16 protein-coding genes and 1 pseudogene are annotated in these 23,186 nt (G+C 41.1%); 5 read left to right on the forward strand and 12 right to left on the reverse strand.

Annotated elements, in window-relative coordinates; all coding sequences use genetic code 11:
• Positions 1 to 906: a hypothetical protein gene (locus BLW31_RS10170; protein ID WP_010536274.1), complete on the forward strand. Its 906-nt coding sequence runs from the start codon at positions 1 to 3 to the stop codon at positions 904 to 906.
• 96 nt (positions 907 to 1,002) lie between these two features.
• On the opposite strand, the gene BLW31_RS10175 is transcribed toward BLW31_RS10170, so the two are convergent.
• On the reverse strand, positions 1,003 to 3,561 hold the full coding sequence (locus BLW31_RS10175) for a TonB-dependent receptor (RefSeq protein ID WP_010536273.1): 2,559 nt from the start codon (positions 3,559 to 3,561) through the stop codon (positions 1,003 to 1,005).
• 1,612 nt (positions 3,562 to 5,173) lie between these two features.
• Here BLW31_RS10175 and BLW31_RS10180 point away from each other — a divergent pair.
• Positions 5,174 to 5,614: a hypothetical protein gene (locus BLW31_RS10180; protein ID WP_010536272.1), complete on the forward strand. Its 441-nt coding sequence runs from the start codon at positions 5,174 to 5,176 to the stop codon at positions 5,612 to 5,614.
• A 160-nt stretch (positions 5,615 to 5,774) separates the two neighbouring features.
• Here BLW31_RS10180 and BLW31_RS10185 read toward each other — a convergent pair whose 3' ends face one another.
• From BLW31_RS10185 to BLW31_RS10200, 4 genes are all read right to left on the reverse strand, one after another.
• Positions 5,775 to 6,656: a DNA/RNA non-specific endonuclease gene (locus BLW31_RS10185; protein ID WP_010536271.1), complete on the reverse strand. Its 882-nt coding sequence runs from the start codon at positions 6,654 to 6,656 to the stop codon at positions 5,775 to 5,777.
• 63 nt (positions 6,657 to 6,719) lie between these two features.
• On the reverse strand, positions 6,720 to 8,762 hold the full coding sequence (locus BLW31_RS10190) for a DUF6359 domain-containing protein (protein WP_010536270.1): 2,043 nt from the start codon (positions 8,760 to 8,762) through the stop codon (positions 6,720 to 6,722).
• 21 nt (positions 8,763 to 8,783) lie between these two features.
• Positions 8,784 to 9,617, reverse strand: a complete 834-nt coding sequence (locus tag BLW31_RS10195; RefSeq protein ID WP_022302180.1) for a DUF5689 domain-containing protein — start codon at positions 9,615 to 9,617, stop codon at positions 8,784 to 8,786.
• A gap of 31 nt (positions 9,618 to 9,648) precedes the next feature.
• Positions 9,649 to 12,189 (reverse strand): TonB-dependent receptor, encoded by a 2,541-nt coding sequence (locus BLW31_RS10200; RefSeq protein WP_010536268.1) that lies wholly within the window; start codon positions 12,187 to 12,189, stop codon positions 9,649 to 9,651.
• A 199-nt stretch (positions 12,190 to 12,388) separates the two neighbouring features.
• Between BLW31_RS10200 and BLW31_RS10205 the strand changes: the two genes are divergently transcribed.
• Both BLW31_RS10205 and BLW31_RS10210 read left to right on the forward strand, forming a co-directional pair.
• Positions 12,389 to 13,420, forward strand: coding sequence for an endonuclease/exonuclease/phosphatase family protein (locus BLW31_RS10205; protein WP_022302178.1), 1,032 nt, complete (start codon positions 12,389 to 12,391; stop codon positions 13,418 to 13,420).
• A 14-nt stretch (positions 13,421 to 13,434) separates the two neighbouring features.
• On the forward strand, positions 13,435 to 14,595 hold the full coding sequence (locus BLW31_RS10210; protein WP_010536266.1) for a DNA/RNA non-specific endonuclease: 1,161 nt from the start codon (positions 13,435 to 13,437) through the stop codon (positions 14,593 to 14,595).
• 216 nt (positions 14,596 to 14,811) lie between these two features.
• On the opposite strand, the pseudogene BLW31_RS10215 reads toward BLW31_RS10210, so the two are convergent.
• The 7 genes and pseudogenes from BLW31_RS10215 to prfB all read right to left on the reverse strand — a co-directional run.
• A pseudogene (locus tag BLW31_RS10215) lies at positions 14,812 to 15,183 on the reverse strand (HipA N-terminal domain-containing protein); the annotation flags it as partial.
• Positions 15,167 to 15,427, reverse strand: coding sequence for a helix-turn-helix domain-containing protein (locus BLW31_RS10220; protein WP_229035600.1), 261 nt, complete (start codon positions 15,425 to 15,427; stop codon positions 15,167 to 15,169). The pseudogene BLW31_RS10215 and the gene BLW31_RS10220, both read right to left, overlap by 17 nt.
• A 192-nt stretch (positions 15,428 to 15,619) precedes the next feature.
• Entirely contained in the window at positions 15,620 to 16,915 is a 1,296-nt protein-coding gene (locus tag BLW31_RS10225; protein ID WP_010536263.1) for an MgtC/SapB family protein, read from the reverse strand.
• Between the two features lie 50 nt (positions 16,916 to 16,965).
• On the reverse strand, positions 16,966 to 17,433 hold the full coding sequence (locus BLW31_RS10230) for a CYTH domain-containing protein (protein WP_010536262.1): 468 nt from the start codon (positions 17,431 to 17,433) through the stop codon (positions 16,966 to 16,968).
• A gap of 22 nt (positions 17,434 to 17,455) precedes the next feature.
• Positions 17,456 to 18,508: a porin gene (locus tag BLW31_RS10235; protein WP_010536261.1), complete on the reverse strand. Its 1,053-nt coding sequence runs from the start codon at positions 18,506 to 18,508 to the stop codon at positions 17,456 to 17,458.
• A 234-nt stretch (positions 18,509 to 18,742) separates the two neighbouring features.
• Positions 18,743 to 18,877, reverse strand: coding sequence for a hypothetical protein (locus BLW31_RS24755; protein ID WP_010536260.1), 135 nt, complete (start codon positions 18,875 to 18,877; stop codon positions 18,743 to 18,745).
• Positions 18,878 to 18,960: 83 nt separating this feature from the next.
• Positions 18,961 to 20,077 (reverse strand): peptide chain release factor 2 gene (prfB, locus tag BLW31_RS10240; protein WP_162097087.1). Its coding sequence is split into 2 segments (ribosomal slippage): positions 18,961 to 20,013 and positions 20,015 to 20,077, totalling 1,116 coding nucleotides; the frame shifts between segments, so codons are not numbered across the junction.
• Positions 20,078 to 20,182: 105 nt separating this feature from the next.
• On the opposite strand from prfB, the gene BLW31_RS10245 reads away from it, so the two are divergent.
• On the forward strand, positions 20,183 to 23,101 hold the full coding sequence (locus BLW31_RS10245) for a M16 family metallopeptidase (protein ID WP_029425229.1): 2,919 nt from the start codon (positions 20,183 to 20,185) through the stop codon (positions 23,099 to 23,101).
• Positions 23,102 to 23,186: the final 85 nt, after the last annotated feature.

A 23,186-nucleotide genomic window follows, 5' to 3' on the forward strand; every position in this document is an offset into this window, starting at 1 on the left:
ATGAAAATAATCCTGACAGCAGTTTTTCTTCTGATCGCTATCCTTTCTCCGGCCACAGCGCAACAGGGAGGAGATTCGTACATTGTCTACTCCGTTGCGGGCAGTGTAAAATCGGCAGGACACCCCATACAGCCCAAACAGAAATTGTTTCCGCTGCAAACAATAACGATAGGCAAAGAAAGCCAGTTAACTCTTCTGAATGAGGATGCCAAATTGCTGTATAGCCTGAACCGTACCGGTACATGGACGGTCAAGGAATATATTCACGACATGAAACCTTCTGTACTTCGCCTGTCTGCCAACTATCTCCGATATATCAAGGACCAGCTTTTCAGCAATACCGACGACACAGCGCCAAACCGGAAACTGGGCAAAGTGACCACCACAGGATACAGAGGAGAAGAAGAAAACCAACAGTTTATCCAGGCAATGTGCGCTTGCCTGCAAGTATCGGGCAACGAAACCCTGCAAGAAGTCTTTGTACAGAAAGATCCTTCACAGAAAAGTAATTATCTGCTGACTTTCGAACTGGTTTCACATCAGGACGGCTCGGTTCTGAAACCGGACGGTTCCAACCTGAAGAATCCTTATTACGTACGGGCCACCAATCATTCCCTTGTCACGCTGTTCGTCAATGTGCTGAATATAGACAGTTCCCTGAATACTTATCTGGTACTCCAGCCGGACAAGCAAGGTCATTTTGCCAACTACCTGCTTCCTGCCGAAAGCACGGTTTCATTCCCGCAACAAACCATTGAGTTCAGCAGGATGTCAACTGAGAATTTCGTATTAATGGCAGCTCCTTTCCCTATCGATTTCTCTTTATTGGAGTCGCCTATACACCGCCAGTCAGAAGAAAGCAAATCAAAAATGAAGATCGGGCTCAGCCGGCTGACGTTTCACTAACACTAATATTTTGTTCTCTTTAAAGTAATGAAACAGACATCAAATAATAAAGCCGGATTTCCCCGGCTTATCTTATGAATTGAAGGTGAGGGTGGTCTACTGACCACCTCCGCCACCGGTACTTCCACCTTCTCCGCCGCCTTTCACGTCATCGTTATTGATGCTTCGGGCTGCTTTCTTCACACTGGCTTTCAGTTCGCCAATCCGGTAGCTGATACTAAATCCAAAGCTGCGGCTCGGCCATTTACTGCTACTCTTCGACAGGAAGTTTACGCCCTCCGTATGATTGTTATAGCTTCTGTACTTCTCAAATATATTATTGCAGTACAAGTTCAGGCTCAAACGTTCTTCTTTCATGAAAGAACGGCTGATCCCCAAACCATAATAATAATAACCGGAACCTTTTCCCTGCAGGTTAATGTACGGAGTACTACCGCCACCATTCAGACTTAACCGTATCTTCAATGGAAGAGTGTGCTGGACACCGCCATAGAAAGAACCGTTCCATCCATAATTATGCAATCCCTGCGCCTCACTTTTCAGGTCGCTATAACTTCCGCGTCCGTTGACGTACAAGCGTGTTTTAGGCGATGCGTTCCAGTTAAGGTAAAAGCTTAATCCCGTATTCCGGCTCTTTCCTATATTGGCATACGTACTGTACAAAGCTCCTTCCGGTGCCACATGTTCCGGATTATCGTCAAACATCTCTCCTCCCGGTTCGGTAATCAACCGGCTTATATTCTCTATGCTGTTATTATTGAACGAATGCCGTAACGACAGATTGACATTGAACTTCGCCCCAAAATTACTATAAGACAAGTCAAACGAATGACTTTTCTCACTCTTCAAGTCCGAATTTCCCTGAGTGATAAACATCGGATTCTGATTATTAAAATAAGGATTCAGATTCCAGATGCCCGGACGCCAGATACGCATATTATAACCCGCCCGTATATTTTGAGTCTTGCCCAGTTTCATACCCAGTGAAACAGAAGGTACGAGGTCACTAAAGTTCGTATGGAAATTCTCACCCGGACCAACAATATACTTCACGCGCTGTATGGTTTGCTCATACCGCATACCCGGTTTGAAAGTGAAATCTTTGTATTTCAGTGTATATCCGAGATAAGCCGCCAAAATATGATTCAAATGGCGATAGTCGCTACTGCGGTCTTCATTGTATAAATAATCCTCGCTTCCTCCGGACGCTTCATAAAGTTTATTGTCGCTGGTATTGCGGCGGAAAATATATTTCGCACCCGCCTCGATAGTATGCAACTTACCAATCGGCGTGGTATAGTCCACCTGAAACGTTTGTTCCATTGTATTGGTCTTTCCGTCCGAATGATAATTTCTCAACAGCAGCCGCTTGACGAGTTCCTCCATCTCATCTTCGGGATAAATATCCTTATAGGTATTATAAGAATTGCTTGTCTGAGGTTGTGTATTAATCTTATAAGAGAAAGTGATCATCCGCTGCTTGTTCTTTCTGGAGGTACGCTGATAGTCTATGTTTCCATTAATGGAGTACCAGGAACCTTTTCCATGATTGTCCATCCGATAGCTGTAGGCTATATCCTCATGGTTAGCGCCGTACATGTTGGTAAAGCCATCACCATAATTCTTACTGTTGCTGCCATACATTCCCAAAGCTACCGTCAGCAGTCTTAGTGTATCGATTTCATAACTGGCTTCCAGATTTCCATACTGGAAGTTGCCTTTCGACTTGGAACTGCTATTTGATTCAAGATACTTTTCCGTTTCCGACTCGTAATTTTCGCGATAGCTATCCGAATAGCCGCGCGGCCTGTCATTGTAGTTATAGTTATAATTGGCAGAGACGGTCATTTTACCCTGCTTGACCATTGCATAGCCACCGGCACCGGCGCCATAATTGCTGGCATTCGCCCGGAAGGTTGCTGTGTATCCTTCGAATCCACCGCCTACTGTCACGATATTCAGAATACCTCCCACTCCTTCGGCGTCATACTTGGCACCCGGCGAAGTTATCACCTCAATATATTTAATGGAATTGGCAGGCATGCTTTTCAGCACTTCTTTCGGATTGTTGCTCATCATGTTATTGGGCTTTCCATTGACGTGCACCTTAAAGCTGCTGCTACCGTTCACCTGTATATTATCTTCTCCGTCCACCGTCACCAAAGGCACTTTCCGAAGCATCTCCAGTATGCTGTTCGACTTCGAATCGGGATCGTCTTCAATGTTATACTCTATCTTGTCTACATCTACCTTAACCAAAGGTTTTTGCGCCACAACTTCCACTCCCTTCAGTTCATTGGTAGCCTCAGCCGAAAGCATCGTTCCCAGATCAATGACTTTAACCGACGGCTTCAACGTAAACTCTCGGGTGATAACTGCCTTACCGATGGAAGAAATAGTAATCACATAATCTCCTGCCGCTGCATTCAGTTTCTCCTGAAACTTACCGCTGGCACCGGTCACCGCCATCTTGATAGCTTTGTCCGGAGCACCCTTTTTAGTAATCTTAATGGTTGCGTAAGGTTCTCCTTCCTGAGTCAGTGAATCTAAAAGTACACCTTTAATGATATACGAGGGAGTCGCAGAATTTTGTGCCCACCCTGTCATCACTGCGGTGAACACGAATAGTAATAGTAGCAATAGTCTGTGTTTCATGCCCCAAATGTTTTAGTTTTTAGTTTATTAGACGAAGATTCCTTCAATTCTTCACAAAATCGGGGGTAAAAGTAGATGGTTTCTTTATCGTTACGAAACTTTCGGAGTTAAGAATAGTAAAAGAAGAGATAAAAAAGATTATACGAAACCTTCAAAACCTTAATAACAACGGCATAATAGAATAATAGTTTTCTCTATAGAAAATAACGTCTGCGCATTCATAAATTAATTCGTCCGGCTATAGGCATCTTTCCGTCCGCCTATAGCCGGACGAAAGGTTGCCTATAGGCAAACGCAACTTTGCCTATAGGCGGACGAATTAATTTATTCACTAAAGGAGATTAAGTTGTGCACTAAAAGATATTATATTTAGAATCCCATATTTTATTTCCTAAAATACAGGAAACAAACGAATTAATATTTCCTTAAAAATAGGAAATGTTATAGACGTCAATACATCTCTTTACAGTCATAACACAAAGAAAAGTACCGTGTGCTGTACCATGATCATTGCCAAAGAGAACCTACGTAACTTCTTACGCTGGCACGAAACCCTTCCCATCAAAGACAGATGCTTTTACACGTCACACTATAAGTTTTCAAATAGGTGGATATCCTTCACCTTTTCTTCGAAACCTTTTATCCATAAGCGATAACGGGTGAAACACATCGCCCTTCACCGATCCTTCATCCAATTTTCATATTGGACCATAAAGAAATCGTTCACTTTGCTATAAGCTAATTTGTTTTTGCTATAATGATATTCGTATTAGCTATAACCTAATCGAAAGATGCTAATAGATTATTTTTTTCTTCCCAATGTTTATTTCAAATCATTGAATAGTTTATTTCAAACATTTACAATGTTTTCTCCACTCACTAGGTGAATAGCCGCCCCTTCACCCGAGACCACTGATGGATAAGAGGTTGGGAGGAAAAAGTGAAGGTGAAAGCGATGCTCGTAACATCTGACGTACGGTTATCTAAAGCTATGCTTTAGCAACCATAAAGCATAGCTTTTGAAGATACAAAGCATTGCTTTACGAAAGAGATAAATGCGCTATGAATAATGGTAGACAACATCTTGAAAACATTATTCAACCAAACACAAAAAAGCCATTCTAAATATCGGACTTCTTTTATTTATTTCCGTTTTTCCATATTATTCCCCAAAAACATATATCTTTGTCATACACTTTCTGCACATCAGCGAGATGTAATAAGCGGGTAGTGCTTTTTATTACTTTATTGGAGTAAATAACGTATTGTCTCTCGTACTCGAAACTAGCAATTTCATACTAAAGAGAGATGATACAACAGATACTCCACGTGAATTGCTATATATCAACATATCAGTTATGGATGTGTTATATATAAACGATTGGCGTGGATGTCTGTTGTTATCATTATCTTTTAGTAGGGTTTGCTAGACCTCGAGTACAGATAATGGTTCAACAGCATCCATGCCTCTTTTGTATCCGGTCGGTTCCCTTCATAATCCCCATACCCCACAACCCTCCGACTGGAAAGCAAAATGCAGGGATGCTTGTTGCACCACACTTACCAAGACTTATTCACTCTTTTTTGTTAAACACATAAACAAAGAAACACTATGCCGAAATGGATTAGCATAGACGAAGCCGTACACAAATACGAAGTCAAGGAGGAAGACGTCTGTTTGTGGGCAGAAACGGAAGCAATTACCGCATCTTTCACTGAGACTACTCTTATCATTGACGAAGAGAGCCTTCAGAAATTCCTGTGCTGGCACGAAGCTCTTCCTATCAAAGAATACATTCAGACGTTGGAGCAACTCTGTATGAATCAAGCAGAAATATGCAAACTATCTCTTGAAGTCATCGAATTGCAAAAACGAGACCTTCAGCATCAGCAAAGAACAATCGCACTACTCGAAAAACGGCAAGCGATGGCAACCGAACAAAACAGGTTAAACCAACAGGTGATCACGATGGTGTCTGATACGCTAAGCAAAACAGAGGATGGGTGGATGGAGAGGTTATGGAGAAGAATTAGCAACAAACAAAAACTATAAAAACAACTTCTTACTCAAATATGATTGCGATAACCGTGAGGCTTAAACCAGACACATTCCTATATTAATTAGAAAAACCTCCATCTCCCACTTTTATTTCCTATTGATAGGAAAATATGGAAAATGAAGGTAAACTTCAGCTAAAATAAAAAGCTTTATTCTATTGCAGCCCAGTCCAAGCAGATATTGCGTACTTAGCTTCTACTGCATTCTCTAAGTTATCCGGTAGATTATGAAAGAAATCCAATCCTGTCAATTCTTCCAATTCGTCAATCGTTCTGGCACATTCCGATAAGGCAGGCTTTGCTGTCGTACTTTGATCCATCCAGAAACCAATTGCTTTATAAGTTTCTCCTTTTTTGCAAAGTAAGGCCATGAAATAATATTTAGGAACAGGCTTCGTCTTATCGCCACCAATATATGTCCATATCTGGCTTTCATTATCTATAGTTCCCCCCTTCACTACATAAAGAGTATCACGGAAAGTACTACTCCGTCCCCAAGTACGAACTTTTCCTTCCAAGTCGCTCCAAACACCTGTATTAAAGTAATTCTTTTGCGGACTCATATTACTATAATAGAAAGTTTGTTCGTTAGCATCTTTTGAATAAAGACGGTCTGAAGAAGCACAAATATGACCACGGTCATATCCCTGCTTTCCAAAATCACTCTGTACTCGTTGATCAGACTGAGAAATATTCGGATCAGACTGCCAAGGGTCACCACCCCATTCTGTCTGTTTCCAATCATTACGATTCCAATTTGTTTGTCCTGTTACATTATAATATTTAAAGGCTACCCAACGGGCATGCTTTTTTCTTTTGTCATACTCCATACTATAGGTAGTCACTTGTTGACCATTGAATATAGTAGTCGGAGATAAAAAAATATCAGCAGTGCTATTGTGTAAAGCAGGCAGTTCAATATCTCCTTCCCACTTCTCATCAAATTCACTAGAGTCATCTTTAGAACAAGATATACCGACGATTATGAAAGCTACAAGAAAAAAAATACTATAATATTTATTATATTGTTTTCTCATTTTATATACATGAGAGTGAAGGAATCTATATGACTATAGGTTCCTTCACTAATTAAACCTTAATTATTCGAGTTTATAACTATCTGACTTATTCACATCTCTCAAGCCTCCAATCCCAAAATAAGTTCTAAATTTACCCTTGATAGTAAGTTTCTTCCCTACATTTTCTGGATTATCCTGCAAATTTACAGCAGTTCGTAAATCTCCCGTTGGCAGATTCACAGCAACACATTTTGTATAATCAGTTTCTCCTTTAGAATCCGCAATTAAAACAACAGTATTTTTGACATCCTGCCCTGTTCCTCCGAATAATACATCCTCAGCAGAACTAATTGTCGTTATTTTAGTATCATTTTTAATTCCTGCAACAATATATCCCACAGCATAAGCAATTGGCGTCTCCGATTGCTTACTAATTACATCAGCAACAGAGAAAGGCTTATCTATTGTACCATCAGCGTCTCCTGGATTTGGTTCTTCTCCACCTTCTCCATACTTAATGTTATCTAACTGATAAGTAGGCATGCCACCAGTTTCAGGTTCAGTTCCCATATATTGAAAACCAATAAAGCCAGTTTGTCCAACATAGCTACTCAAATTCACTTCAATATCTTTTACCCAAGTATAATTAGTCCCAGATGTAGGAATAGCTTCCATTGCAATTTCATGTCTTGAAAGCTTGCCATCAACAGACTTCTGCAAGAAATAAATTTTCAAAGAAGGATTAGCAGCCCAATTAGCTCCTGCACAATCAAATGTTAACTTCTTAGAAGCATTTACAACAAAAGCGGGAGTTATAAACCAAGATTCTACAGTACTTCCTTTATCTGCTCCTTTCGTATTAGCTCTTATATATTTATCAGAATTATATGCAGCACCTTTCCAAGTATATGCATCAGGCATACCCTTATTCACCCAACCAGATAATACATATGTCTGATCCTGCACCATATCCTCAAAATCTACCGTAAAGCTCTCTTTTACATCTGATACATTCAAATCAAAAGGATCATCTTCACCTGGTATTTCTCCTTCTTGAGCACCTGCCTTAATATTATCCAACCGATAACTTAACGCTTCAGAAGAGCTAGTACTTGTATATTTAAATCCAACAAATCCTATTTTACCAGATTGAGCACTCAAATCTGCTGTCAATGTTACCCATGTATTATCTGTGGTTGGCATTCCTGCTACATTGATTGGAGTAGAAACCATTTTGCCATCTACCAACTGAAGAAAATAAACTTCTAACTTAGAGTTAGCAGAAGCCGTCGCATAATTATATACAGCACAGTCAAAAGATACTTTCTTATCCTTAACTTGATCTACTTCAAAAGCAGGAGTTGCAAACCAACATTCAAACTTATCACCAGTACCACCGTATGAAGTAGCTTGAATATATTTGTCTGTTTTACCCGTCGTTGTATTATTAAAAGTCTTTCCTTGCCAACGTCTACCACCCTCAATTGCAACATTATACCAACCTTCCAACTCATAATCATTATTCGCCAGCAAATCTTCAAAGTCAGCAGAGAAAGTGTTATTCTTCTTAGAATCATCCAAGCCTAATGGATTATCTTTATCGCCTGGCTCAGGATCACTGCCATCACCAATATCTTTGCCATCAAGAACCGCAGCAGTAGGATTTTTAAGACCTGCTACACCGAAATATTTCGTCAACTGACCTTTAATTACAACTGCCTTACCCAAATTTGCACCGTTATCTACTAAATTTAGAGCTGCACGAACATCCGTTTGTGATACTAATTGAACAGGAATACATTTCTTATAATCAGTCTCATCAGCATCAGCAGCAATCAAAATGTTTGCAGGATTTGTAAAAGGAGGTGCAAATACAGCATCAGTAGAAATACTCTTATCATTAATACAACCTACAATATATCCCATTACCCAAGCTTCTGAATTATCCTGTTTTGTCATAGCACTTGCTATGTCATAAGGATTCTCTTTCGTACCATCTCCAGTCAAGGCAGGTCCTTCGCCATTCCCGCCCCCTTCAATATCATAAGGAGCAGGAACATCACTACAACTAAATGTGACTAATGTTATAATAGTCAAGAATAAAGCATTTAGAATCTTTTTCATAATAGTTGAATATTTATTTTATTAATTATTTCTTTGAATATCGCTATATGTTCTAGCTACAATCTGCCACGTACTATTATAGCGGCTCAAAATACCTATCACATTAATTTTTCCTGTAGGCATTACCTCCGTTGAGAAGTTGGCATATGCACTCGTACGGAATGTTAATGTTGAGTTGTCATCCAACACTAATGTACGGTTCACGCCATTACCGCCATCTTTCAAATCGTCAGGAGCAAAGGTACTAGTACCATCAGCTTCTTTAATTGTTACATCTTTGAACCTTACAAGCATAGGCGCTAAATCTTTATCAAGAGTTTTTAATTGTGCACCGGTAAGATCGGTCGGGATGAGTTCGTCATACCATAACTGAGGCTTATTAAGGAGTCTAACATGATCCAACCATACAGCTAAATCCATACGACCAATAGCTCCTTTGTAAGTAGTACCTATCTGAGCCTGCATACCATATCCACCGACATTAAGGTTCTCGCAGTCAATCACTACTTTCTGTCCTACCGGACAATTAGCATAAATACCTGTTGAGTTAATACCTACAACAATAGCTCCTGTTTCATCAGCTACAATTAGCTGTTTATAGATATTTCCACTTTCGTCATCACCCACAATTACCCCGGAGATCCGAGTTTCTTCAGTAATTGTCTGGAACTGATTGGCTGAAATAATCGAGCTGTATTTTTCTTTCAAATTAGCAATCGTAATTGTCCGTTGCTCATTTATAGTATTATTACCGTAAGCATTCCCCGTCACCGGTGTATCGAAATCGTCCATACATGACGAAACGCCCAACGTTAGTAACAGCACGGCAGATAAAATTGATGTTATCTTTTTCATATCATTTTCTTATATTAATTTGCCCATTAATTTAGAATCTATATCCAATGTTTAAGAAAGCATTGCAAGCAGGAGCATAATAGTACTTCGAGTTCTTAGAGAATACATATGTACGTGCTTCTCCATCTTCATAGCTATCATCGCGATTCTGCTCATATCCACCAGTGCGCAAGTTTGTATTATTCAGAATGTTGTTTACACTAAGATTAATACTCAAGCTCTTACCATTTTTCAAACGGATATACTTACCAATTGATGCGTCAAGCATAAAACCACCATCAAGCTTTTCTTGCCCCGGCACATCATAACCAACCGGATTACCGTTTGCATCGACAGCGCCATCTGAATATTTTCCTAATACACTACCCAAACGGCGGTAAGTAGAAAAATCCAAATAAACACGTTGATAATAATTTCCGGTAACATTAAAGAACCATCCCTTCAAGCTATAATCTAATCCAAGACTATATACTGAAAGCGGAGTACCGTTATCACGAAGTCCCTTACAATAAACACGGTCAACATTTGATTCACTTTCACTTTCGTATGTACGAACCGCGGTCGGATTATTCATATAACGAGCATCAGACCAAGTAGCAATAGCAGTCAAAGATAAATTAGAGATTATTTTAACAGTTGCAGCTGCTTCTACTCCCCAGTTTTCTTTATCAATTCCACTCATAGAAAGATAAGTAAAACGAGCTTCATTATCATTATAGAATGCATCCATTTCAACTTGATCATTGAAACGAGTATAATATCCGGTGATACGTCCTGAAACAACAGGAGTATTAAAGCGGTAAGTCAACTCTCCATTATAAATCTTCTCAGTTCTCAAGCCATGTGCAAAATCATTCTTGATACGAGGAGCGATGAAAGAGTTATAGGCTAACGGAGCACGGTTTTCATAACCTGCATTTAAGATCAATGCATGATTACCATTAATAGAATATGTAAATCCGGCTTTTACCGCACCTTCCAGGAATTTAGCAGTACCACTGCTTCCTAAAGATTTTTTCGGAGCACGACCATTACGCATCTTACCGTCACGACTGATTTGAGCAGATCCGATCTTTCCTGATACAAAATAATTGAAATGTCCGTCATTATCACCTTGATAGCGCGCCCATACATTCTGTTTGTTTACAAAGATATTATAATCGTAACCAAACTTATCACCTTCGCCAATACGTTTGTTAGGGTTATCCAAATCATTCTGAATAACAGAAGAATTATATCCATAATCGCGAACAGAGAACTTATCAACATCCGTATATAACTCTCCACCAAGCAAATCTTTCATTTTCTTATAGTGCATACCTTTGGTAGAATTTACGGCAACACCTACAATATAACTATTATGCTGATCGATAGTATGATTAAAAATTGAACTAAAGTTGAAAGCTAACTGGTCATTATGACGTTCTTCCTGATAATACAAAGTCTCTTTGCCTAAAGCATTAGCCTGTTGGTTAGCGAAATACATCTGATCCCAATCAATCTGACGAGTTGACTTACTTGTTTTCCAACGTTCTGTCACTTCATTGAACAAAGCCAGTTCATCTTCACTCGGTACAGTCGATTTATCATATACATTGAAAATAGAACTAGGCAGTTTCTTGTAATAATCAGGGCGAGGGTCCGCAGCATTACCTGACCAACCAAGAGCGCTAGTACCATAATTGCTATATTTAAATCCTGCACTTGTTTTCAATTTCATATCTTTATTGATATCAAAATCCCAGGAAGCAATAGCAGAAGGTTCGAAAGAGCGTACTACACGCGCATTACGTTTTTCTCCATTCTGATAACCCCAGTTTGGATTATAATAGTGACTGTTTGCAAGATAATAAGCTTCTTCCGTAGAAGCACCTTGCTGTCCTCTTTCTGTAGGAGCACCCCAAGTAGCTATTGACAAACTATGCTTATCATTAAATACTTTTTCGGCTGCCAGGAAATAAGAGAAAGCATTATAAAATGTACCTTCAATCACCCCCTCATTTGCCCAACGGTATCCAACAGAACCTGTAAACGCCCAGCCATTCTTCAATAAGCCTGTAGAATAAGTATACATACCTCTCAGAATATAGCTACGATTACATCCGGAAAGGCTTAACTTAGATCCCGCTGCATATTGGCTGGCGCGCATATTAATATTAGTAGCTCCTCCAATCGGACCAAAAGTAAAGTTATTCACTTCAAAAGCACTAATACCTTCTTTGTTACGCGTAGCGTCATTCAATCCACCGATCATTCCATAGCTGAAACGTCCAGTTTCTACATCATTGAATAATACGCCATTGATATAGGTATCGCTATACTGCGAATTATAGCCCCTTACGCGAAATCTCATAGGGCTAAACAAATAGCCGACATTAGAAAGATACACATCATTGTTGGAAGAGACAAAAGCAGATACACTTTGAGCAGCATCATCATCTTCATTCAATTGCGATTCGGTGAATGTGAAAGAAGCATTATCTTCACGTGCATTCTTTTGAACCTTCTGTTGAGCAAAAAGAGCTGGCGAAAGACAAAATAATGCAATCACTATTCCTAATCTTTGTTTCATAATTTAAATTATTATTAGTGTTAATTTGTAGCTATAATTTTCACAGTTATGTTACAAGGCGAGTACAAAACAACAAAAAAAAAGGGATATAACAAGAAAAAACAAAGAAAAAATAGGGTATATCACTTGTTTTTCCGTTTTCTTTTTAGATATTTGTCAAATCAATGTAATATTCGGAAACCTAATTAAAAGAAAAATAATGAAAAAGTTTTTAATGGTATGGAGCCTGTTACTGTTCATTTCGATAACAAGCTATTCACAGGAGAAAAAGTATGCACTTTACAGTGCGGCGTTTTATAATCTTGAGAATCTGTTCGATACAATTCATGATGCGGGTAAAAATGACTTCGAATATTTACCTAATGGCAAGAATAAATGGAATGCGATGAAGTATGAAGCAAAGCTGAAAAACATGTCTGAAATACTTAGCCAGCTTTCAACCGATAAATTACCCTTAGGTCCAACCATTATCGGGATGTCAGAAGTGGAGAACAGAAGAGTATTGGAAGACTTGCTGAAACAGCCGGCTCTGTCGGATAGAGGTTATGAAATTGTGCATTATGAAGGTCCGGACCGACGTGGTGTAGATTGTGCTTTTTTCTACAATCCCAAGTTCTTCCAACTCACAGCCAGTAAACTTGCTCCATATATTTACGAAAACAATGATACGACTTATAAAACCCGTGGCTTCCTTATTGCCAGCGGTATCCTTGATGGCGAGAAAGTGCATTTTATCGTGAATCACTGGCCTTCACGCGCGGCTGCATCTCCTGCCCGTGAAAGAGCGGGTGAACAAGTTCGCGCCTTAAAAGATTCATTATTAAATGAGGACTCAAATGCAAAGGTAATCATCATGGGAGATATGAATGATGATCCGATGGATAAGAGTATGGCAGTAGCCTTGGGCGCAAAACGTAAGCCTCAGGACACCAAGCCTCATGATTTATATAATCCTTGGTGGGACACATTGAAAAAAGGAACGGGTACTCTTATGTATGATGGTAAATGGAATCTATTTGACCAAATTGTATTCACAGGCAACCTATTAGGTAATGACAGAAGTACATTGAAATATTTCAGACATGAGATCTTTAGAAGAGATTTTATGTTTCAGAAAGAAGGAAAGTATAAAGGATACCCTAAAAGGACACATGCCGGAGGTGTGTGGCTCAATGGGTATAGCGACCATCTACCAACTATCATTTATTTAATCAAGGAACAAAAAGACTAATGAACAGATAACTCATGAAACAAAAATTCATCCAAACCTTACTATTAATCTTGCTCCCTACCCTGTTTACGGCATGCGGTAGTGATAACAACAATGATCCAGCAGACGATATTAGCGGACTAACCGTTAATACAGACCTTAAAAACAATGAAGTTTCCGCAAAGGGAGGCAGTTTCTTTCTCCAAATAAAGACCGATGGTAAGTGGACCGCCTCCAGTAAGGATAGTTGGTGTACAATAAATAATAAAGAAGGAAACGGAAATGCCTCTACTATCTGTTCAGTATCCGCTAATGATGGGGATGAACGCTATACTGTTATTACTGTAACATCCAATGGAAAGAGTGAAAATGTAACTATCACTCAAAAAGAAGGAAATGGTAAAGAGCCTGATCCGGATCCTGATCCATCAGGATATGCAGGAAGGATTGAAATTCCTAAATTATTAGGAGGGAACATGAATCAATTTATCACTCATAGCACCAAACGAAACGGTAAAGATTATCCAACATATAGTATAGAATATAGTTATGAGTATAAACATTGTTATTGGGTAGCTTATCGTTTTGACAATACAACAGGAGGCAGTGTAGGACGAAATGAGAATTATCAACCTGATCCCAACATTCCTAAGCAATATCAAACCTACAAAGACGATTATAATTTCAGTGCCAATGGATATACAAGAGGACACTTATGTGCTTCATCCGATAGACAATATTCCGTAGAAGCAAATAAACAAACTTTCTACATGTCAAATATAAGTCCACAGTTACAAACAGGATTCAATCAAAGTGGAACTACATGGGATAAAGCAGAAGGAGTCGTACAAAAATGGGGAAAAATAACTCAAGCAAGCGACACTCTTTATGTCATTAAAGGTGGCACCATAGGTCCTAACAAAATTAAAGGATACATTGATAATGGAATCGCTATACCTAAATATTTCTTTATGGCTGTTCTTTATTGTAGCAATAAGAACTATAAAGCTATAGCCTTTTATCTACCACATGAGAATCTCAAAGTTCCACCTTACTCTAGCAAAGAACTTAAAGATTATGTATTGTCAATAGATGAATTAGAAAAAGAAACAGGATTTGATTTTTTCATTAATTTACCTGATGATGTAGAGAAGCAAGTTGAAGCTAATTATACATTAAGCGATTGGAGCTGGTAATATAGATCTAGCATTTTAGAGAGAAAATTTAGCTCTATGTGTTGAATGTCACATAGAGCTATTTTTTAGTTGACAATGCAACTTATCTTCTCACCACAAAGAACAGCACATAAAAGACAGACCTACACTATAAAAGTCTGTCAAAAAGCAGAACTATAATTCTCGGATAACAATTCAGCACATCCTTCTGCAATAGCCTGCATCATCTCTTTTCCTTTTTTCGAGGAATGCTGTTTCCGGTATATAACAAAGAGCCCCCACCCCCGATGTTCCAACTATGCTCAGTCGTTGCAAAGGAGTCAGTTCATTGTCATTCACACCCTGTTTCTTAAGCAGCCGATGAAGTAAATAACGCCCATACCCATCAGGGAGACTGTCTTCAAAAACACCAAAGTTTCCCCAAAAAGGTTGCGGTTTAGCAATAAACAAATCAGGTTTTAATGGTAAGTCAAGCGGAGAGATAGAAAATCCGTCAGCCAACCATTCTCTATCATACTGAAATGCGCATAGCCGGTTATCTGGTGTCATGCTGAGAGTTCCAACACTTCTACTGTGATAGGTAACTATCAGTTTATTTATAAATTTCATTACGCCCCTTCTTTCTATTTTTATTCTTATTAATCATCTCCAGCTCTTCCATTGTGTTGAATAGCGGTTCGGATAGAAGTTCTTTTATTGCTTTGGAATAACCCAACGCTTTTGCTAACGCCACATAAGAGGCCAATGAGATAGTATGCTTTTGCTCGAACTTGGCAATAGTAGGCGTCGGAACTCCGCTAAGTTCAGTAAGAGCCTCACGGGAAAATCCTTTCTCAAGCCTTCGTTTCTGCATGTTCTGAGCGAGAATTGCAAGTAACTCTTCCGTTCTTTCTATATCAAAATTATAAAGCAAAGCATACCATTGTATTCAATTAGTCCGCTATTCGCACTATTCAGATACTATTGTATCTAAATATAAAGATAGCTACTTTCTCAGAGAACAAAATATAATGGAGTATTTTCATATAGCAACCACTATACGAACTCAAATAAAATAGAAGAACAACAGCAGCACAAGATTTACTCCAATCACCGTTCCGAATCCTCCCAGAATCCAGGGGCGTAACTTACTGCCTTTCCCTGCAAAAAACAAAGCATAAAACATATTCACCAGGATATTACTGATAATAGCCTGCATACTGCATGCCACAACAATCAGCACAGCAACACTTCCTGTATTCTGCAACAGGTTCAGTATAAAAGGTGTAATATCGCTAAGTCCGGACACAAAAGAGAGCAGATTCAATCCGCCTGTACCCGCATAAACCAACGTATAATGTGTCAAAACGGTAAATATCACGAAGAGAGTGGCAAAAATCAGGGCTACCTTAAACTCAAGCGGGTTACTGCTGTCCTCCTCTTCCGAGTCAGCCGACAGGTCTTTGGAACGTCGCTGACGGGAATGGATGAACCACGCGACAACAGCAGCTACCACAGACATTATCAACAGATAAGGATAGATAGACATAAAAATCTCTCTGCTAAAGATCAGAATCAATATCATAAAGCGCAGAAACATCATGCTGACTGCAAGCAACATGGCAGCTACATACTCGTTCGCCTCCTGCGCAGAAGCTTTTCGGCTCTTGCGCGCCAGTACCGAAATGGTAGCGGTACTGCTATACAGTCCGCCGATAATACCGGAAACCAACACTCCCGATTCATGAAACACATATCGCTTTAACAAGTAGGATAGATAGGAGATACCCGATACGACGACCGTCGCCAGCCAGATAGAATAAGGAGTAAGGTTGATATCAGGAATCAGATTCTTATGCGGCAGCATAGGCAGTATGATGCCACTGATAGCCAGGAACTTTGCCAGCGTAATCATCTCATCATTCTTCATCCGCTGGGCAAACTCCGTAAAGGTATGTTTGAGCTCTGTCAATAAAAGTACCGTCACAACCACCATCACATAGAACCAGGAAGGCTGGGTAGACACGATAGGGGCCAAACAATAAGTTATCAGCGCAATGATAATGGTCGTCACGCCAAAAACGTGAAACTGGGATTGCTTGACGTAATAATTCAAACCCAGCAACAGACCGAGCACAGCACCGCCACCCATAAACAGGCGCATATCTGCAGGATCGAGTATATAGAGCAGATAGCCTAAAATACCAATGAAAGTAAATGTACGGTCAGTCCCGAAAAGCGTTGTTTCTCCTTCACGCTTCAGGCTAATGCGACGCTGAGACAGTCCGATAAGTAAAGAAAATAGGGTAACCAAGATGAAAGTAACCAGTTCTCTCGGTAAATAATTATACAACTGTTCCATACATTGTTCTTTTAATACTAAAAACAAATATACGGCTTATTTGTTAACATTCACCACGTTTGATACGGCTTTTTCATCAAATGAGAGTTATAGTAGCGTATATCTCCGGTTACTTCCTCACCGATAAACTCCGGTTTCACAAAAGCCTCATCTTCTGACTCCAGCTCCACTTCGGCCACAATAAGCCCTTCGTTCTCGCCATAGAACTCATCAATCTCGAAAACATGATTGCCACAACGAACCAGATAACGGGTTTTATCAATCATGCCCGGTTCGCAAAGCTTCATCAGTTCCTCGGCTTCCGACAGGGGAAGTTCCTTTTCCCATTCATAACGGCTGGTTCCCGATGCATTAGAGGCCCCTTTGATCGTGAGATAACCTTTATCGTCACGAATACGTACCCGCACCGTCCGTCCGCGGGCGCTGCATATATATCCCTGCACTATTCGGCTTTGGGCAAATGCAAAGGGTTTGAAATCACCGGTAACTAAAAATTTACGTTCTATTTCTTGTGCCATGGCACAAAAGTAAACATAAAAATCAGAATCTCGTCATAAACTCAATGACGATTTTATCTCGCTCCGACTCTTTGGGAACACCGGATTTCTTATAGAAGTACTTTTCGAAATTCAACCGGAGATCGGCAATAAAGGCTTTGGAAAGGCTCAGCGTGATACCTCCTGTCACCCGATGACGGGCATAGTCGTTTATCTTCAGAGCGCCTGTCTCGCTATCCGCCAGACCATTGCTATGATCCGTCATCATATCATAACGGGCCAGAAAAGAAACCTTATTGAATACTTTCTTCAACGGCAAGTCGTAATTCACAAAGCTGTTGACCGCATGAACATCCTTAAATGCTTCGTGTCCATACATCTTATACAAATACTCCGCTTCGACATGGAAATTACGATTCTGATAGTAGATACCTGCATCATACATATTAATACGTGTATGCTCCGGCTTTATCATTTGGGTGCTGAGAGTCAGATTCCAGTTTTTATTAGGCAGCAACTGGGCTTTTATCGAATAATTCAGGGTCTTATGCCACTCCTTCTGATTGGTCAGTCCGGAACCATTGAACAACCCTCCTTCAAGGATAAAAGGAAAACCTTCCTTTTGTGTATAGCAACCGGTGAAACCGACATCACGCACATTGCCCACCTGCTTGGCTATAAACGAACGATTGGCAAAATACTGCTGATGAGGCGAACGATGGGCGTCTATCGTGAAAGGCACACGCATCTGACCAAGCGTAAAATTCAGGTTTTTGACAGGAAACACACGGGTATACGCATCGAGCATCTTGATGGAGCCTTCGTCGGACAAGTCGATTTCCGCCTTATAAGCAACGATAGGATGTACATTTCCCGAAACACTGAAACGGGCATTGCGCACTTCAAAACGACTTTCATTTGTTTCTGTCTGGAACTCATATTTCCCCCGGATCGTTCCATGAATTTCGGGCAGATAATCCTTCAGTTCCATAGTCTGCTTATTCAGTTGTTTGCCATCCCCGGCATCTTCTTTGGCCTGTCCATAGGCTGCTGTCGCCAGTAAAAAGATAGCGACGGTTGTTGTGATTCTACTCATTCGGTTACTTGCTACTTAATTCGCGGCAAAGGTACGACGTGCAGAATACGGGGAGATTACAATAGAAATACAGTGAAATTACAGAAAGATTACAATACTGTTACACGAATGACAAAGGTATTACAAAAAAAGAATTCACCACGGACTACCCTGGTCAGCATGAACATTCACCGTCGAGAGATCAACGTTTACTGTCTCCATCCATGCAAAACTGCGTAACCTGTGGTGAATCAATCAGCCGAAAAAGGAATATGCGATCAGCATAATCAGTGCCAGAATAATCAGTGAAACAAATACTATCTTGACTACCCGCTGGGCCTGTTCCTCCTCTTTCTTACTATGTGCTACTTTTCTCTTACTTTTACCCATAATGCTAGCTTTAAAGTTCAACGCTAACAAAGTAAAAACAAATCTTTTAACTTTCCAAAAATAACACTCGCTAATTTTTGTTTTTATGATTCCTGCGATGAAAATTCCATCAGATAAGCTTTGATGAAATCATCTATCTTGCCATCCATCACTCCGTTCACGTCCGAAGTCTGATAGTTGGTACGATGGTCTTTCACACGACGGTCATCGAATACATAACTGCGTATCTGCGATCCCCATTCGATTTTCTTCTTACCGGCTTCTACTTTCGCCTGTTCCGCCATGCGATGCTGCAATTCTTTATCATACAAGATAGAGCGCAACTGACGCATTGCATTCTCGCGGTTCTTCGGCTGGTCACGAGTCTCGGTATTCTCGATAAGGATTTCCTCTTCTTCTCCCGTATAAGGGTCTTTGTACTGATAGCGCAGACGAACGCCGGATTCCACCTTATTGACGTTCTGACCACCGGCACCACCGCTTCGGAATGTATCCCATGAAATGCAGGCGGGCAAGATATTCACTTCGATACTGTCGTCTACCAGCGGAGTGACGAACACGGAAGCAAACGAAGTCATGCGTTTTCCCTGCGCATTGTACGGAGAAACACGTACCAGGCGGTGAACGCCGTTCTCCCCTTTCAGATAACCGTAAGCAAAATCCCCTTCAATATTGATGGTACAGGTTTTGATTCCTGCCTCATCCCCTTCCTGAAGGTTGGCGATAGTAGCCTTATAACCGTTCATTTCGGCATAGCGCAGATACATACGCATCAGCATTGATGCCCAGTCCTGACTTTCCGTACCACCTGCACCGGAGTTGATTTTCAACACACATGCCATCTGGTCGGCCTCATCACGCAGCATATTCTTGAGTTCGAGTGCTTCCACCGCTTCACTGGCTTTCGCATAAGCCGCGTCCACATCTCCCTCGGTCACTAATTCTTCTTTATAAAAATCAAATGACAGTTCCAGTTCATCTGCCAGCGTCTTGACTTCGTTATAGTCATCAATCCACTTTTGCAGGTCTTTCACCAGTTTCATCTGGGCTTCCGCCTTCTTCTGGTCATCCCAGAATCCCGGTGCCTGAGTTCTTAATTGTTCTTCTTCGACTTGAATTTTCTTCCCGTCGATGTCAAAGATACCTCCTCAGCGCATCAGTGCGCTCTTTCACGTCTTTAAGTTGTTCAATAGTAATCATGTGATTTACAATTTTATCATTTACAATTTACAAATTTCTATTTTCGGTGCAAAGGTAAGAAAAATTCCGCTACCTTTGTTTCTGTCACTAAAATGTTGTCACATTATGAACAAACTACTGAAACTTTCATGCTTATCACTTTTCCTCGCATTAGTGATCTGCAGTTGTAGCTCACCGCAGAAGTATAGCTACGAGACAGTGCCTAATGACCCGCTAAAAGCCCGCATCTACACACTGGGCAACGGATTAAAAGTTTATCTCACAGTTAACAAGGAGACCCCGCGCATTCAGACATTCATTGCCGTACGGGTGGGCGGAAAGAACGACCCGGCAGAAACGACCGGACTTGCCCACTATTTTGAGCACTTGATGTTCAAAGGTACGGACAAATACGGCACACAGGATTATGCCACAGAAAAGCCGCTATTGGACCAGATAGAACAACAGTTTGAGATATACCGCAAAACAACGGATGAAGCGGAACGCAAGGCAATCTACCACACCATCGACAGCCTTTCTTACGAAGCGTCCAAATACGCTATTCCTAACGAATATGACAAACTGATGGCTGCTATCGGCTCTACCGGCAGCAATGCCTATACGTGGTATGACCAGACTGTATATCAGGAAGATATCCCTTCCAATCAGATAGAGAACTGGGCTAAGATTCAGGCAGACCGCTTCGAGAATAACGTCATACGCGGTTTCCACACAGAGCTGGAAGCAGTGTACGAAGAAAAAAACATGTCTCTCACCCGGGATAACAGTAAAATACAGGAGGCTATCTTCTCCTCACTCTTCCCCAAACATCCTTACGGCACACAGACCGTACTGGGAACGCAAGAGAACCTGAAGAACCCTTCTATCACCAATATCAAGAACTACTATAAACAATGGTATGTTCCCAACAACATGGCAATCTGTATGTCAGGAGATTTGGACCCGGATGAAACAATTGCCATGATCGACAAGTATTTCGGCAGCTTAAAGCCTAATCCGGAACTTCCGAAACTGGACTTGCCGAAAGAAGATCCTATCACAGCGCCCATCGTGAAAGAAGTGTTAGGTCCGGATGCCGAAAGCGTAGCATTGGCATGGAGATTCCCCGGTGCATCCAGCAAAGACTTTGAAATCCTGCAAGTTGTCTCACAGGTATTGTACAACGGGCAGGCAGGGCTCATCGACCTGAATCTGAACCAGCAGCAGAAAGTACTGAACAGCTACGGCTATCCGATGGGGCTGGCTGATTATTCGGCACTGATACTAGGCGGACAGCCCAAGCAGGGACAGACACTGGAGGAAGTGAAAGACCTGTTGCTGAGTGAAATCAAGAAACTCCGTACCGGAGAATTTGACGAAAAGATGCTGCAAGCCAACATCAACAACTTCAAGCTCAACGAACTGCAAAGCATGGAAAGCAATGAAGGACGTGCCGATATGTTTGTCAACTCCTTCATCGACGGCACAAACTGGGAAGACGAAGTAACCGCCATCGACCGCATGGCCAAACTGACCAAAGAGGATATCGCAGCCTTTGCCAACCAATATCTGAAGGAAGACAATTATGCCGTGATCTATAAGAAGCAAGGCAAGGACCCGAACGAGAAGAAAATGACGAAACCGGAAATTACGCCTATCGTGTCCAACCGGGATGTGACAAGTCCTTTCCTTACCTCTATACAGGAGAGTGTAGTAAAACCAATCGAACCCGTATTTCTTGACTTCAAGAAGGATATGAGCCAGCTGACCGCCAAGTCCGATATTCCGGTACTTTACAAGCAGAACGTTGCCAACGACCTCTTCCAGCTCATCTACGTATTCGATATGGGCAATAACAACGACAAGGCACTGGGAACTGCTTTCGACTACCTCGAATATCTGGGGACCTCTGACATGACACCGGAAGAACTGAAAAGCGAGTTTTATCGTCTGGCTTGTACTTTCTACGTTTCCCCGGGCAACGAACGTACTTATGTAGTACTCTCCGGCCTGAATGAGAATATGCCTGCCGCTATGCAGCTATTCGAAAAATTACTTGCAGACGCACAAGTGAACAAGGAAGCTTACGAAAATCTGGTCGAAGATATTCTGAAAGCTCGTACAGATGCCAAACTGAACCAGGGAAAGAACTTCTCCCGCCTGATGAATTACGCAATGTACGGTCCGCAGTCTCCTGCCACCAACGTGCTGACAGAAGCCGAACTCATCAGCATGAATCCACAGGAACTGGTAGACCGGATTCATAATCAGAACAACTACAAACACCGCATCCTGTATTACGGGCCTAGCAGCAGCAAAGACCTGTTGGCCACCATCGACCAATATCACCAGGTGCCGGCTGTTCTGAAAGATATTCCTGCAGGAAACGAATATCCTTATCTTGAAACTCCGACAACCAAAGTGCTGATAGCTCCTTATGAAGCCAAACAGATATACATGGCGCAAATTTCCAATCTCGATAAGAAATATGATCCGGCTATCGAACCTACCCGCGAATTATATAATGAATATTTCGGAGGCGGCATGAATTCCATCGTCTTCCAGGAAATGCGTGAGACACGCGGACTGGCTTATTCCGCATGGGCCGGCATGTTGCCGCCAAACTACCTGAAGTATCCATACACGATACGTACCCAGATTGCAACGCAAAATGACAAGATGATTGATGCTGTCAATACGTTTAACGATATTATCAATAATATGCCGGAGTCCGAAGCAGCCTTCAAACTGGCCAAAGAAGGACTGATCAACCGTATGCGTACCGACCGCATTATCAAAAGCGATATTATCTGGACTTACATCAATGCACAGGATCTGGGACAGAATGTAGACCCTCGCATCAAACTCTACAATGACGTGCAGACGATGACATTGAAAGATATCGTTGATTTTCAGAAGGAATGGGTGAAAGGACGCACGTATGTATACTGTATTTTAGGAGATAAGAAAGACCTTGATATGAACAAGCTGAAGGCAGTAGGTCCGATTGAAGAACTTACTCAGCAACAAATCTTCGGTTACTGAAAAACGATGTACTTGTATCGGCCGGCCGATACATAAAAAAGAAACGGTGAACAGCCTGCGGAATGCAACCTGTTCACCGTTTATC

It is taken from the genome of Bacteroides faecis MAJ27 (assembly GCF_900106755.1).
Taxonomy (GTDB): domain Bacteria; phylum Bacteroidota; class Bacteroidia; order Bacteroidales; family Bacteroidaceae; genus Bacteroides; species Bacteroides faecis.